The organism is Streptomyces corynorhini (assembly GCF_003346515.1).
Taxonomy (GTDB): domain Bacteria; phylum Actinomycetota; class Actinomycetes; order Streptomycetales; family Streptomycetaceae; genus Streptomyces; species Streptomyces corynorhini.
This window is the reverse complement of sequence record NZ_QQNA01000228.1, coordinates 1-14,529: the sequence shown is the minus strand read 5'-3', so window position 1 is coordinate 14,529 and position 14,529 is coordinate 1. Positions and strand designations below refer to the sequence as shown.

At 75.0% G+C, this 14,529-nt stretch carries 10 protein-coding genes; 4 read left to right on the top strand and 6 right to left on the bottom strand.

What is annotated here, in order from left to right; all coding sequences use genetic code 11:
• Positions 1-32 precede the first annotated feature (32 nt).
• A complete protein-coding gene (locus DVH02_RS25715) occupies positions 33-797 on the bottom strand; it encodes a GntR family transcriptional regulator (protein ID WP_114626237.1) in 765 nt (254 codons plus the stop codon).
• Between the two features lie 187 nt (positions 798-984).
• Positions 985-1,881 carry an RNA polymerase sigma-70 factor gene (locus DVH02_RS25710; RefSeq protein ID WP_114626236.1) on the bottom strand — a complete coding sequence of 299 codons (897 nt, stop codon included), beginning with the start codon at positions 1,879-1,881 and terminating at the stop codon, positions 985-987.
• A 184-nt stretch (positions 1,882-2,065) separates the two neighbouring features.
• On the opposite strand from DVH02_RS25710, the gene DVH02_RS25705 reads away from it, so the two are divergent.
• The 3 genes from DVH02_RS25705 (at position 2,066) to DVH02_RS25695 (ending at position 7,225) form a co-directional block, all read left to right on the top strand.
• Positions 2,066-3,670 (top strand): alkaline phosphatase D family protein, encoded by a 1,605-nt coding sequence (locus DVH02_RS25705; protein WP_114626235.1) that lies wholly within the window; start codon positions 2,066-2,068, stop codon positions 3,668-3,670.
• A gap of 149 nt (positions 3,671-3,819) precedes the next feature.
• Entirely contained in the window at positions 3,820-5,232 is a 1,413-nt protein-coding gene (locus DVH02_RS25700) for a GNAT family N-acetyltransferase (protein ID WP_114626234.1), read from the top strand.
• Positions 5,233-5,533: 301 nt separating this feature from the next.
• Positions 5,534-7,225: a DUF885 domain-containing protein gene (locus DVH02_RS25695; RefSeq protein ID WP_114626233.1), complete on the top strand. Its 1,692-nt coding sequence runs from the start codon at positions 5,534-5,536 to the stop codon at positions 7,223-7,225.
• A gap of 121 nt (positions 7,226-7,346) precedes the next feature.
• Here DVH02_RS25695 and DVH02_RS25690 read toward each other — a convergent pair whose 3' ends face one another.
• The gene (locus tag DVH02_RS25690) at positions 7,347-8,201 is read right to left on the bottom strand and encodes an SDR family oxidoreductase (RefSeq protein ID WP_114626232.1); all 855 of its coding nucleotides are present in this window, start codon (positions 8,199-8,201) and stop codon (positions 7,347-7,349) included.
• A 91-nt stretch (positions 8,202-8,292) separates the two neighbouring features.
• Entirely contained in the window at positions 8,293-9,012 is a 720-nt protein-coding gene (locus DVH02_RS25685) for a TetR/AcrR family transcriptional regulator (protein WP_114626231.1), read from the bottom strand.
• Positions 9,013-9,125: 113 nt separating this feature from the next.
• Between DVH02_RS25685 and DVH02_RS25680 the strand changes: the two genes are divergently transcribed.
• Positions 9,126-10,187, top strand: a complete 1,062-nt coding sequence (locus DVH02_RS25680) for a DUF3533 domain-containing protein (protein ID WP_114626230.1) — start codon at positions 9,126-9,128, stop codon at positions 10,185-10,187.
• A gap of 53 nt (positions 10,188-10,240) precedes the next feature.
• Here the strand turns inward: DVH02_RS25680 and DVH02_RS25675 are convergent, their stop codons facing one another.
• Both DVH02_RS25675 and DVH02_RS25670 read right to left on the bottom strand, forming a co-directional pair.
• Positions 10,241-13,261, bottom strand: coding sequence for an AAA family ATPase (locus DVH02_RS25675; RefSeq protein ID WP_114626229.1), 3,021 nt, complete (start codon positions 13,259-13,261; stop codon positions 10,241-10,243).
• Positions 13,258-14,424 carry an exonuclease SbcCD subunit D gene (locus tag DVH02_RS25670; protein ID WP_114626228.1) on the bottom strand — a complete coding sequence of 389 codons (1,167 nt, stop codon included), beginning with the start codon at positions 14,422-14,424 and terminating at the stop codon, positions 13,258-13,260. The genes DVH02_RS25675 and DVH02_RS25670 overlap by 4 nt, the downstream gene beginning before the upstream one ends.
• Between the last annotated feature and the right edge of the window lie 105 nt (positions 14,425-14,529).

Below are 14,529 nucleotides of genomic sequence, written 5' to 3'. Positions count from 1 at the left end.
GGCCCGTACCGTCAGCGGCGGGACCGGCGGCGTCAGGAGGCCCGGCGCTCCTGCGGCTGGTCGCTGATCTCCAGGTCGCCCGACTCGCCGAAGGTGAGGCGGCAGGTGTCCGCGCGGTACGTGGCCACCGATACGGCGGCGATCCGGCCCGCCACCGCGTAGCGCGTCGTGACCACCAGGACCGGGGCGCCCGGCAGCCGGTCCAGCTCCTTGGCGTCGTCCGCGCGCGCGGAGCCCAGCTCCACGGCGCGGTCCTGGCCGTCCAGCGCGGGCCGCCGGAGTTCGCGCAGCACGCTGCGGGCGCGCGCCGGTCCCGAGGGCGCGTCGATGGCCGACAGCTCGGGCACCGAGGCGGACGGTACGTAGATCAGCTCGGCGGCGACGGACTGGCCGTGCGTGACCCGGACCCGGCGGACGGTGTGGACGGCCTCGTCGGCCGCCGTCTCCAGCAGCCGCGCCACCGGGGCGGGCGCGGGCGCCAGGACGCAGTCGCGCGGCTGCCAGGCGTCCTGGTCGGCGCCGGGCCAGACGTGCGTCGGGGTCGAGACGTCCACGCCCAGGCGCGGCGGCGCGACGGTCGTACCGACGCCCCGGCGGCGCTGCAGTCTGCCTTCCAGCTCCAGCTGTTCGAGCGCCTGCCGGAGCGTGGCGCGGGCGACTCCGAACCGGGCGGCGAGTTCGCGCTCGTTGGGCAGGATCTCACCCACCGCGAACTCGGTGTCGAGCGCTTCGGCGAGCACGGTCCTCAGATGCCAGTACTTGGGCTCCGGCACCGTTCCCAGCTGCGTGGTCCCCACCCTGATCCTCCGCAATCGCCGTCTACCGGCGGGTATTCCGTGCCCTTGTTTATTAAAGGTTCCTGCACTAAAAGCGACGATAGGACTACCCCGGTCGTTGGTCAAGACCAATCCTGCGCGGGTTGCGGGCAGAAACGGTGCCGGAACACGGGGTGTTCACAGGCTTTTCGTACGGGCGCGGGGCGCGCTACACCGTGAGGCGTCCCGGCTCGGTGCCGTCGAGCTTGTCGGGATTGCGTACGATATGGACGGTCTCCACCCGGCCTTCCCTGCTCTCCAGTTGCAGAATGAGGTCCGGCCGTCCTCCGATGAGGGCGAGCAGGGCGGGCGCGCCGTTGAACTCCATGACGCGCAGGTCGTAGAGCGCGGCCTCGGCCGCGATGGCGACCAGGAAACGGCCCACCTTGTCGGCGCCCACGATGTCCCTGCGCGCCGCCTTGGCCTTGCCGCCGCCGTCGGAGACCAGCCGTACGTCCGGCGCGAGCAGGGCGAGCAGCGCCTCCAGGTCGCCGCCGCCCGCCGCCGCGAGGAACCGCTCGGTCAGCTCGCGGCGGGCGCCCGGGTCGACGTCGTAGCGCGGTCTGCGCTCCTCGACATGGCGCCGGGCGCGGCCCGCGAGCTGCCGTACCGCCGCCTCGCCCCGGTCCAGGACGGCGGCGATCTCGGCGTACGGGAAGCCGAACGCCTCCCGCAGCACGAAGACCGCGCGCTCCAGTGGAGAGAGGGATTCGAGGACGATCAGGACCGCGAGCGACACCGAGTCGGCCAGCACGGCGCGTTCGGCCGTGTCCGGCACGGCGGGCCCGTAGGCGGTGACCACCGGTTCCGGCAGCCAGGAACCCACGTACGCCTCGCGGTGCGCGGACGCCCGGCGCAGCCGGTCGACGGCCAGCCGGGTGGTGATCCGCACGAGATAGGCGCGCGGTTCGCGGACGTCCGCCGTGTCGTGCGCGCTCCAGCGCAGCCACGCCTCCTGCACCACGTCCTCCGCGTCGGCGACACGGCCGAGCATGCGGTAGGCCACACCGGTCAGCAGGCCCCGGTGGGCTTCGAACTCGTCGGTGTCCGCGGTGTCGGTCGCCACCCCGCCATCCCAGCCGACGCCGCGCCGGTTGTCCAGTTCACGGGAGATGTCGCCGCCCGCCGGACCACGCCGCCGCCGAGCGGCTCCGGGCGGTTGTTCACTCGGGGTTCGCCCCGAGGCCGCCGCGGGGCGTTAGGCATGACGGGACACCCACGGCGTCCCGATCTGCCCAGGAGACACACCGATGTCGCACGGCACCACGAACACTCCCGATCCCACCGCCTCCACCCCCGGGCGGCGCAGCGTGCTGCGCGGCTCCCTCGCCGCCTCGGCGGCCCTGGCCCTGCCCGGCGGCGCGCTGGCCGCCGCCGCGCCCGCGCAGGCTCTCTCCGGCCGGCCGCGCGCCGCGTGGGGGGTCCAGGCGGGCGATGTGACCTCGTCGTCCGGGCTGGTGTGGGTGCGCTCCGACCGGCGCGCCCGGATGGTCGTGGAGACCTCCGCCACCTCCTCGTTCCGCCGCTCCCAGCGCTGGCACGGCCCGCTGCTGGGCACCGGTACGGACTTCACCGGCACCGTGCCGCTGCGCGGGCTGCCCGCCGGTGAGCAGGTGCACTACCGGGTGACGCTGGCCGACCCGGACGACCCGCGCCGTACCGGCGAGCCGGTGTACGGCACGTTCCGTACCGCGCCGGACCGGCGCCGCCAGGACGTGCGGTTCGTGTGGTCGGGCGACATCGCGGGGCAGGGCTGGGGCATCAACCCGGACATCGGCGGCTGGCGCGTGTACGACGAGATGCGCCGGCTGAACCCGGACTTCTTCCTCTCCAGCGGCGACAACATCTACGCCGACGGGCCGATCGCGCCGAGCGTGACGCTGCCCGACGGCCGGGTGTGGCGCAACATCACCACGCGGGAGAAGGCGAAGGTCGCGGAGACCCTCGACGAGTACCGGGGCAACTTCCGCTACAACCTGCTGGACGCCAACGTACGGCGCTTCAACGCCGAGGTCCCCTCGATCACCCAGTGGGACGACCACGAGGTGCGCAACAACTGGTATCCCGGGCAGACCCTGGACGACGAGCGGTACACCGAGAAGAGCGTCGACGTGCTGGCCGCCCGCGCCTCCCGGGCGTTCCAGGAGTACTTCCCCCTCTCGGCCCCGCACGCGCGCGGCGAGGACCGGCGGGTCCACCGGGTGATCGGCCACGGCCCGCTGCTCGACGTGTTCGTCCTGGACATGCGCACGTACCGCAACGCCAACTCGCCCGGCCGGCAGACCGACGACACCACCGGCATCCTGGGCGCGGAGCAGCTCGACTGGCTGAAGCGCGAGCTGTCGAAGTCGCGCGCGGTGTGGAAGGTGATCGCCGCCGACATGCCGCTCGGTCTGGTCGTGCCGGACGGGGCGACGGACATCGAGGCCGTCGCGCAGGGCGACCCGGGCGCCCCGCTGGGTCGCGAGCTGCAGATCGCGGAGCTGCTGCGGTACATCAAGCACCGGCGGATCACCGGCACGCTGTGGCTGACGGCGGACGTCCACCACACCTCGGCGCAGCACTACACGCCCGAGCGGGCGGCGTTCAAGGACTTCGAGCCGTTCTGGGAGTTCGTGACGGGCCCGCTCGCGGCGGGGCAGTTCCCGGCCAGCGCGCTGGACGCCACGTTCGGTCCCGACCGGGTCTTCGTCAAGGCGCCCAGCCGGGAGAACGCGTCACCGCTGGAGACCCCGCCGCTCTTCGGCGAGGTGTCCATCGACGGCGGCAGCGGCGAACTGACGGTCCGGCTGCGGGAGCAGGGCGGTACGGTGCTGTTCACCAAGGTGCTCCAGCCGGGCCGGGTCGGCCAGTGAGGCGGGTCGACCGGTGAGAAGAGGGCGCGGAAGGGAACGTTCCAGGCCATGAACGGGCGAGCGTGGCTCAAAATGGAACATTTCCATCCTTAACCCATCAGTCACAAACCGTTCGTGATCACGCAACACCATTGCGTCAGAGTGAGGTCATGACCGATGTGACTTCCGCGAAGAGTGCCCGCCGTCCGCACCACTGGCGGCGGGACCTTGTCGAACTGGCCGCCCTGTTCACCGCCGTCGCCGTCGCCGACGCCCTGGCGAACATGATCGCGCACGGACCCGACGGAGCCTTCCTGCTGGTCGCCTCGGCGGTGGCGCTGATCGCCACCGCCATGTTCCACGTCTGGTGGGCACGGAGGCACGGCCATGCCCCACCGGCGTCGGGCGCCGGGCCCGCACCCGGCGGACCGGCGCCGGTCGCCGCGGAGCGGGACGCCGCCGTCCCCGGGGAACGCGCCCTGTGGCGGATGCGGACCACCGTCCGCGACGAGCCGGGCAGCCTGGCCGCCCTGTGCGGCGCCTTCGCCGCGCACCGGGTCGACATCCTCACCCTCCAGACGCATCCGCTGGCCGACGGCACGGTGGACGAGTTCCTGCTGCGCGCCCCGGCCACGCTCCAGGCGAAGGACCTGACCCGTGAGGTCGCGGCGGCGGGCGGCGTCGACACCTGGATCGAGCGCGCCGACGCCCACGACCTGGTCGACACCCCGACCCGGGTCCTGGGCCTGGCCACCCGTACCGCCCTGGACGCGGCGGAGCTGCCGCTCGCCCTGCGCCAGCTGCTCGGCCGCTGCACGATCCACTCCCGGCCCGCCGCGGCGGCCGACGGGCACGCCGTCGAGGACTCCGTGCCCGTCGAAGGCGTGCTGGACGGAACGGAGCTGCGGCTGCGCGAGCCGAACGGCGGCACGATCAGCGTCGAGCGCCCCCATCTCCCCTTCACCCCGACCGAGTTCGCCCGCGCCCGCGCCCTGGTGGAGCTGGACGCCCGGCTCGGCCCGCGCATCCCGCGCGGCCAGGACGTGCTGACCCTCCCGGCGGGCGAGGAGATCACCGTCCGCCGCGCCGACGGCGACGACCTCGAAGCCGCCCTCGCCCTGCACGCCCGCTGCTCCACGCGCACGCTCGGGCTGCGCTACCACGGTCCGGTGGGCGACGCGGACGGCTATCTGGCCCATCTGCTGAGCCCCCGCTTCGGCCGTACGCTCGCCGTCCAGACGGCCTCGGGACGGCTCGTCGCCCTCGGGCATCTGCTCTGGGACGGGGACGAGACGGAGGTGGCGCTGATCGTCGAGGACGCCTGGCAGCGGCGCGGTATCGGCTCGGAGCTGCTCGGCCGACTGGTGGCGCTCGCGGAGGAGGCCCGCTGCGACAGCGTGTACGCGGTGACGCAGGCGTCCAACACGGGCATGGTCGCCACCATGCGCGGCCTCGGACTGCCGCTCGACTACCAGATCGACGAGGGCACGCTCGTGATCACGGCCCGGCTGGAACAGGCGGCGGTACGCTCCCTGCCGGCCGGCCACGAGCAGGCCGGCCGCCAGGACCTGTCTGCGAAGTAGCGCCGTCCGTCCCAAAGGCGGGCCCCTCGGCGCCCGGTGCGCCGCGCTCGCTCCGCTCCCCGCGCCTCGGCGTTCGACGCTTCCCACGGATGCCGAGCACTCCCGCACGGCGGAGGGGCGCCCCCGTACCGGAGGTACGGGGGCGCCCCCGACAACGCCGCGCGCGTGCGTGCCGGGCGCCGCGCGGCAGGCGGGACTTCGACGGCAGGACCCAGGATCTTCCGTTTGGATCAGGCCAATGCCGGTACGTCCTGGGCACCATGGGTGTGACGCGGCGCTCCCCGTTGGAGAGGATGGCCGTATGTCAGACACCACCCCCGGCAGCGCGCTGCCCCGCCAGGTCGCCGACGCCTACGTCGACGCACTCATCGCACTCGACCCCATCACGGGCACCTTCCTCGGGGTGGCGGAGTCCTCCCGCCTCCTCCCCGACTTCTCCCCGGCCGGGCAGGAGGCCCTCGCCGCCCTCGCCCGCGCCACGCTCGCCCGGCTCGACGCGGCCGAGGCCCTGCCCGGCGCGGACAGCGAGGCCGAGCGGCGCTGCGGACGGCTGCTGCGCGAGCGGCTGACCGCCGAACTCGCCGTCCACGACGCCGAGGAGGGGCTGCGCCTCGTCAGCAATCTGCACTCGCCCGCGCACCATGTCCGCGAGGTGTTCACCGTGACGCCCGCCGACACCGAGGAGGACTGGGCGGCCCTCGCGGACCGGCTGCGCGCGGTCCCCGACGCGCTGGCCGGATACCGCGCCTCGCTGGCCCTGGGCCTGGAACGCAAGCTGCCGGGCGGCCCGCGCCCCACCGCCACCTTCGTCGGGCAGCTCACCGAGTGGGCGGGCACGGGACCGGGCACCGGCTGGTTCGACGAGTTCGCCTCGGCGGGCCCCGCCTCGCTCCGTACCGAACTCGACGCGGCCTCGGGCGCCGCCACCGCCGCCGTCGCCGAGCTGCGCGACTGGATGCGCGACGTGTACGCACCGGCCGTGGAGGACGCGCCCGACACCGTGGGACGGGAGCGCTACGCCCGCTGGGCGCGCTTCTACAACGGTACGGATCTGGACCTCGACGAGGCGTACGCGTACGGCTGGTCCGAGTACCACCGGCTGCTCGCCGAGATGCGGACCGAGGCCGAGAAGATCCTGCCGGGCGCGGGCCCCTGGGAGGCGCTCGCCCATCTCGACGTGCACGGCAAGCACATCGAGGGCGTGGAGGAGGTCAGGGAGTGGCTCCAGAGCCTGATGGACGAGGCGATCGAGGCGCTGGACGGCACCCACTTCGAACTGGCCGAGCGGGTACGGAAGGTGGAGTCGCGCATCGCCCCGCCCGGCGGCGCCGCCGCCCCGTACTACACCGGCCCCTCGGAGGACTTCTCGCGCCCCGGCCGCACCTGGCTGCCGACCATGGGCGAGACCCGTTTCCCGGTGTACGACCTGGTCTCGACCTGGTACCACGAGGGCGTGCCAGGACACCACCTCCAGATCGCCCAGTGGACCCACGTCGCCGATCAGCTCTCCCGCTACCAGGCGTCGGTCGGGCAGGTCAGCGCCAACGCGGAGGGCTGGGCGCTGTACGCGGAGCGGCTCATGGACGAGCTGGGCTTCCTGCCGGACGCGGAACGCCGACTGGGGTACCTGGACGCGCAGATGATGCGCGCCTGCCGGGTGATCGTGGACATCGGGATGCATCTGGAGCTGGAGATCCCGGCCGACTCGCCGTTCCACCCGGGCGAGCGCTGGACCCCGGAGCTGGCGCAGGAGTTCTTCGGCGACCACAGCGGGCGTCCGGCGGACTTCGTGGAGAGCGAGCTGACCCGCTATCTGTCGATGGCGGGCCAGGCGATCGGCTACAAGCTGGGCGAGCGTGCCTGGCTGACCGGCCGCGAGAACGCCCGTAAGGCCCACGGCGACGCCTTCGACGCGAAGGCGTGGCACATGGCGGCGCTGTCGCAGGGCTCGCTGGGCCTGGACGACCTGGTCGAGGAGCTGTCCAGGCTCTGACCCGATCCGGCCGGTCCCGATCCCGTCGGCCCCGGTCCTGCCGGTCCTTCCGCCGGTCCCGGCCCGCGCGGGCCGGGACCGGCGGTAGGGCGCCGTCGGCGGCCTCGGGACGGCGGGCGGGTCAGCCGCGCCGGAATCCGCCCTCCGAGTCGATGACCTGGCCGGTGATCCACTCGGCCTCGTCGGTGGTCAGCCAGGAGATCAGCCGCGCCGGGTCGTCGGGCATGCCCCAGCGCCCGCCGGGGAACAGCGCGGCGACCGCGTCGTACGCCGGGCCCGTCAGGTAACCCGTGTCCACGGGACCGGGGTTGACGGTGTTGACGGTGACCGCCGCGTCGGCGAGCGCGGTGGCCAGGGAGCGGGTCGCCGAGGCGAGGGCCCCCTTGGCCAGCCCGTAGGCGATCTCGCCCGGCATCCCGCCCGCGAGGTCCTGGCCCGAGGTCATCATCACGACCCGGCCCCCGGGGGTACGGGCCGGGAGCGCGGCGCGCAGCCGCGCGTACGCCTGGACGAGCAGGATCACCGAGCGGGTGTCGACGGCCCAGTGGGCGTCGAGCATGGCCGCGTCGACGGTGTCGAGCGGGCCGTCTGAGCCGCTCAGGGCGTGGTTGGCGACCAGGATGTCGAGCCGCCCGCCGAGCGCCCCGGCGGCGGTGGCGATCAGCGCGGCGGGCGCGTCGGGCGCGGCGAGGTCGGCGGGGCCGTGGACCACCCGCGCGTCCGGGTCGGCGCGCGCCTCCCGTACGGCGGCGGCGGCGCCCTCCGGCCCCTCGGGGTCGGCGCCCCACGGCTGGTCCGCGTCGTGCGGGACGTGGTGGTGCAGATAGACGCTCGCCCCGTACGCCGCGAGCCGCCGGGCCACGGCGCAGCCGATGCCGCCGCGCCGACTGGCCCCGGTGACCAGGGCGGTACGGCCGCGCAGCGGCAGCGGGTCGCGGCGCAGTGCGTCGGGGGTGGGCGGCGGGAGTGCGGGCATGGGGTCCTCCGTGGGCGTCGCCGGTCGGTGCTGTTTCTCGGCGTCGGGAATCAACGCCCCTGCCGCACCCGACCGTCGGGACCCATCCCTATCACTCCAGCGCGGTGATCGTCGCGGCCATGAGCGCCTCGTGGAGCCGGGGCAGCTCGGGGTTGCCCGGCTCCAGCACCTCCTGGCTGGTCATGCCGTCGCGTACGGCGAACATCGCGCGCGTGATCCGCTCCAGCTGCGCGTCGCCGGGGTCGTGGCCCAGGGCGCGCAGCGCGACGCGGACCACCGGGATCAGCGCGTCGCGCACGGTGCGCCGGTGGGCCACGAACGCCTCGGCGGCCCGCGGGTCGCGGACGGCGTGCGCGGTGAACTCCAGGTGCAGGAGGTGGTCGTCGCGGTCGACCGAGAGCGTGGCCACCACCCGGGTCACCACCTCCACCAGCTCCGCCACCCCGGCGGGCCCTTCGGCGGCCGGGTCGGCGGTGGCCCTGATCTCGGCGACCGCCGAGGTGGCGGCGGCCTCGACCGTGGCGATCAGCCTGGCGGCGCGGTCGCCGTAGAGGGCGAGGATCAGCTCGTCGAGGGTCTTGAAGTTGGAGTAGAACGCGCCGCGCGTGTAGCCCGCGCCGGCGCACACGTCGTCGATGGAGGCCCGGCCCAGCCCCTTCTTCGCGAACACCTCGGCGGCGGCGGCGAGCAGCTGCGCGCGGGTCTCGGCCCGGCGCTTGGTGACGCGGGGCGACTTGCCGGGGGCATCGGACGGCTTCGGGGCAGCGGGCACGGTGACACTCCCAAGGTCGCACTCCAACTTGCGATTCATTTTTGAATCGGATACATAATTGTATTCGATGATCCGACCGACCCCGGTCCCGCGGACTCCGGTCCCGACCGGCCGGGCGATCGGCGCCGCTCCCCCACCCGAAGGGTTCCCTCATGAGCACACCGGACGAAACGAGCCCGCAGGGCTTCTGGGCCGAACTGCGGGACGCCGTCCAGTTGCGCACGATACTGCTCATCGCTGGTGTCCTCTTGCTGCAACTTGGCTTTATTTTGTCCTATATCGGCGCCTTCCACGCTCCGAAGCCGCACAAGATCCCGGTCGCGGTGGTGGCCCCCGCGCAGGTGTCGCAGCAGACCGTCGCCGGGCTCAACGGCATCGCCTCCTCCCCCGTCGAGGCCGAACCCGTGGCCTCGCGCGCGGCCGCCGAGGAGCGGATCCGTACCGGCCGGGCCGCTGCGGCCCTCCTCGTCGACCCCAGCGGCACCGAGGACACCCTGCTGGTCGCCTCCGGCGGCGGCAAGGCGGAGGCCGACGCCGTCACCGCCGTGATCACCCGGGCCGACGCCGACCAGCGGCGCACGGTCACCGCCCAGGACATCGTGCCGCTCCAGTCGGGCGACGGACGCGGGCTGAGCGGCTTCTACCTGGTCATCGGCTGGATCGTCGGCGGCTATCTCGTCGCCGCCCTGCTGGGGGTCGCCGCCGGGGCCCGGCCGCTCACCGCCCGCCGCGCCGTCTTCCGGCTCGGCGCGATGGTGCCGTACGCGATCCTCTCCGGGCTGGGCGGCGCGCTCGTCGCGGACTCCGTCCTCGGCGCGCTGACCGGTCACTTCCTGGCGCTGTGGGGGGTCGGCGCGCTGCTCGTCCTCTCGGCCGCGACGGTCACCATGGCCTTCCAGTCCCTCTTCGGCGTCATCGGGATCGGCATCACGGTCCTGGTCTTCGTCATCCTCGGCAATCCGTCGGCGGGCGGCGCCTACCAGCCCTCGCTGCTGCCGACGTTCTGGCGGTCCATCTCCGGGTGGCTGCCGAACGGCGCGGGCACCGACACCGTGCGCCGCGTCGTCTACCTCGGCGCCGAGGGCATCACCGGCCCCCTCCTGGTGATCGGCGCCTACGCGGTGGCCGGCGCGCTCGTCGCCGTCCTGGTCTCGCTGCTGCGGGCCCGCCGCGGCACGGCGGGCCCGGCGGTGACGGCGGGCGCGACGGACTGACGCCGCGCCGAAGGAGGGCCGTACGGGACGGACCACGCGTCCCGTACGGCCCTTCAGCGCGCCGGGGTTCCGCGCCGCGGTCGCACCAGCGAGCCGCGCCGGTCCTTGACGATCTCCAGCTGGGCGGGGATACGGCGGCGCAGATCCGCGACATGGCTGACGATGCCCACACTGCGATCACGCTCCCGCAGCGAGTCCAGCACATCGAGGACCTCGTCCAGCGCCTGCTCGTCCAGGCTGCCGAACCCCTCGTCGATGAAGAGCGTGTCCAGCCGGACACCGCCCGCCTCCTCCGTGACGACATCCGCCAGCCCGAGCGCGAGGGCGAGCGACGCGAAGAAGGTCTCGCCGCCGGAGAGCGTCGCGGTGTCCCGCTCCCGGCCGGTCCAGGCGTCCACGACCCGCAGCCCCAGCCCCGAGCGGCCCCGGCCGCCGACGCGCGCGTCGGAGTGCACCAGCCCGTACCGGCCGGAGGACATCCGCCGCAGCCGTACGGTGGCCGCCGCGGCGACCTGTTCGAGCCGGGCCGCCAGTACGTACGACTCCAGCCGCATCCGGCGCTCGTTCTCGCCGGAGGTGCCCGCCGTGAGCCCGGCGAGCCGGGCCACCCGGTCGTACTCCTCGCGCACCGGCCCCAGAGCCCGCACCTCGGCATCGGCCCGCCGGGAGAGCCGCGCCAGCTCGGAGCAGCGCTCGCGCGCGGTGCCGACGGCGGACGCGGCGGCGCGCAGGGCCGCTTCCGCCGCGCGGTGGGCCTCGGACGCTCCCGCCATGTCGACGGGCGGACGCGCGGCGGCCTCCTGTGCCTCCGGCTCCCGGCGCCGCTCGGCCAGCGCGTGGGCCTCCCGCTGCCAGGCGTCGACCAGACGCTGTGCCGCGCTCCGCTCGGCGTCGGTCAGCAGCGCCTCGGCGGCGGCGCGCGGGGTGTCGAACCCGGCGCGGAAGGCGGCGCCCGCGAGCCGGTCGTCGGCCTCCTTCAGCCGCAGCGCGGTGGTCTCGACGGCGCGTACGCACTCCGCGGCGGCGGCGATCCGGCCGGCCAGGGCCGCCAGCCGCCCGCGCCGCTCGGCGACGCTGCCCGCGTCGCCCCTGGCCCGGGTCAACCCGGCCCTGAGCGCGTCCTGTTCGCTGTCGAGCACCTCGCACCGCGAGGTACGGGCGGCCACCCGGCGCTCCGCCTCGTGGTGCGCGGCGAGCCGCTCCCGGTACTCGCGCTCGGCGCGGGCGAGCGTCTCAAGGGCCGCGTGTGTACCGCCCGCGAGACGGCGCGCCCGCTCGTGCTCGCCCTCCAGCCGCTCGACGAGCGCGGCCAGTTCGGCGACCGTGGAGTCACCGGCCTGGGCGCGGGCGCTCGCGCGCCGCTCCCGCGCCGCCGCGTGCGCGCTCTCCGCCTCCTCCCGTACGGCGTCGGCCCGCTGATACTCCGTCAGCGCCGCGTCCTCGGCCGCCGAATCGGCCTGGCCCTCGGCCGCCCGTGCGGGCGCGGGGTGGTCGGCGGAGCCGCACACGGCGCACGGGGCACCGTCGACCAGCCGGGCGGCCAGCTCGGCGGCCATGCCGTTCAGCCGCTCCTCCCGCAGGTCGAGCCAGCTCTGCCGGGCCGCGACCGCCCGGCTCGCGGTGTCGGTCGCGTACCGGAGCGCCGCCGCCAGCTCCGCGTCGAGCGTGTCGCGCCGCCGGGCGGCGGCCAGTCGCTGCACGGCGGGTTCGAGCTGTCCGACCAGCCGTTCGGCGCGGGCGGCGGCCTCCTGCGCGGCCTCGACCCGGCCCTGGAGGGCGCGGCGCCGGGACTCCCAGCCGGCCGGGTCCTCCGTCTCGGCGATGATCTCCTCGTCGGCCCGTGCCTGCCGGTCCAGCTCGGCGCGTTCCGCGGTGATCGCCGCGTCGCGCTCCTCGTCGCGCCCGGCCGCGTCGAGCGCGCCCAGCTCCTGGCGCATCGACCGCTCCAGCGCGGCGAGTTGCTCCGCGCCCGCCTCGGCGCGGTCGGCGGGCAGGAGCGCGCGGGCCGACGCGCGGGCGCGGTCCGCGTCCCGGTGCGCCCGGTCCGCCTCGTCCCGCAGCGCGAGCGCGGGCGCGACCAGTTCGGCGCGGTGGGCGCCGCGCAACGCCGCCTCGGCCAGGTCGTGTTCGGGGCGCCGCGCTTCGAGTTCCGCCGCGCGGCGCAGCGTCTGCGTGTACCGCTCCCGGGCCGCCTCGTGTGCGCGGGCGGTGTCCAGCGCCCGCCGCGCGGCGGCCTCCCCGCGCTCGGCGGCCATCAGCGCCGAGGCGGCGATGTCGGCGCGTTCCCGGGCGGCGGAGCGGGTGAGCGCCGCCCACTCCAGGACGGCGGGCGCCAGCCCCACGTCGCCCGGCCTGCCCTCCGGCGGCGGCGCCTCGGAGCGGGCGCCCGCCACGCCGTCGCCCGCTGCCTGGGCGATGCGCTGGGCGACGGCGAGGAGGCGCTCGTCGCCCTGGCGTACCCGCTGCTCGGCGGAGCGGCGCTGTTCGGCGAGGCGCTCCTCGACCGCCGCGAACCTGCGTGTGTCGAAGAGCCGGCCGAGGAGCTTGCCGCGCGCCTCCGCGTCCGCGCGCAGAAAGCGCGCGAAGTCGCCCTGCGGCAGGAGCACGACCTGGCAGAACTGGTCCTGGACCATGCCCAGCAGCTGCTTGACCTCCTCGCCGATCTCCTGGTGGGAGCGGCTCAGCGCCTTCCAGCCGCCGCTCGCCGCGTCGTACTCGCGCAGCTCGCTCCGGGCCTTCTCGGTGGTGCGGCCGGTGCCCTTCCGCTTGGGCCGCGACTGCGCGGGCCGCCGGGTGAACTCCAGCCGCCTTCCGCCGACGGTCAGTTCGAGCGTGACCTCGGTGGGGGTGCCGGGAGCGGCGTGGTCGCTGCGCAGGGTCGTGCCCGGATTCTGCCGCGCGCCGGGGACCGAGCCGTACAGCGCGTAGCAGACCGCGTCGAGCACCGAGGTCTTCCCGGCGCCGGTCGGGCCGTGCAGCAGGAAGATCCCGGCGCCCGACAGCTCGTCGAAGTCCACCTCCTGGGCGGTGGCGAAGGGGCCGAAGGCGGTGAGGGCCAGCCGGTGCAGCCTCACGGGGTCACCTCGCGCACGGCCGCCTCGACCCGGACCGCGTCGAGGGCGGCGCGCAGCACGGCGCCCTCCCGCTCGTCGGGGCCGCAGCCGCCGCGTACATGCGCCACGAAGTCCTCCGCGATCTGCTGGTCGGTGCGGCCCGCCAGCCGCCGGGCGTACGAGGCGAGCGGGTCGTCCTGCCCGCGCTCGGGGTCGAAGACCAGGCTGAGCACGTGGGGGAAGCGCTCCGCCAGCCGGGCCATCGGCTCGTGCGGCCTGGCCGGGTCGGTGAGCGTGGCCTCGACCCACGCGTCCTCGTGGCGGGCCAGCCCCGGATCGGCCAGCAGCTCCTCCAGCCGTCCCCGGATCCTGGCCAGCGCGCGGGGCACCGGGCAGTCGATCCGCTCGGCCTCGATCGCGCCCCGCGCCCCCAGCTCCACCAGCCACATCGTCTTGCGGTGCGTCGTCTCCGAGAACGAGTAGGCGAGCGGGGAGCCGGAGTAGCGCACGCGGTCGTCGAGCGTCTGCGCGCCGTGCAGGTGTCCGAGTGCGACGTAGTCCACGCCGTCGAAGACCCCGGCCGGTACGGAGGCGACGCCGCCGACGGTGATGTCCCGCTCGCTCTCGCTCGGCTCGCCGCCCGTGACGAACGCGTGCGCGAGGACCACGGAGCGCGTCCCGGCGGGCCGGGCGGCGAGATCCGCCCGTACCCGCCGCATCGCGGCGCCGAGCACCGCCTCGTGTCCGGCCTTGGCCGCCCGGAACTCGTCGCGTACCAGGGCCGGTTCGAGATACGGCAGCCCGTAGAAGGCGACATCGCCGTGGCCGTCGGCCAGCAGTACGGGCGTGGCGCAGTCGGCGGGGTCGGTCCGCAGATGGATGCCGGCGCGGCCGATGAGCCCCGCGCCGACGCCGAGTCTGCGGGCCGAGTCGTGGTTGCCGGAGATCATCACCGTCGGCACCCCGGCCCCGGCCAGCCGGTGCAGCGCGCGGTCGAACAGCTCCACGGCGCTGAGCGGCGGTACGGCGCGGTCGTACACGTCCCCCGCCACCAGCACCACGTCCACCGCGCGCTCCTGGACCGTGGCCACCAGGTGGTCGAGGAAGGCGGCCTGGGCGTCGAGCAGGCCGACCCGGTGGAACGAGCGTCCCAGATGCCAGTCCGACGTATGCAGAATCCTCAAGCTCTCCCCCAGTGGTCGAAGGTCCCACGCTAACCGGGCGCCCCGACAGTAACGGCTTCCGGGGCCCGGCCCCCGGCCTCCTGCCCCCGGCCTCCTGCCCCCGGC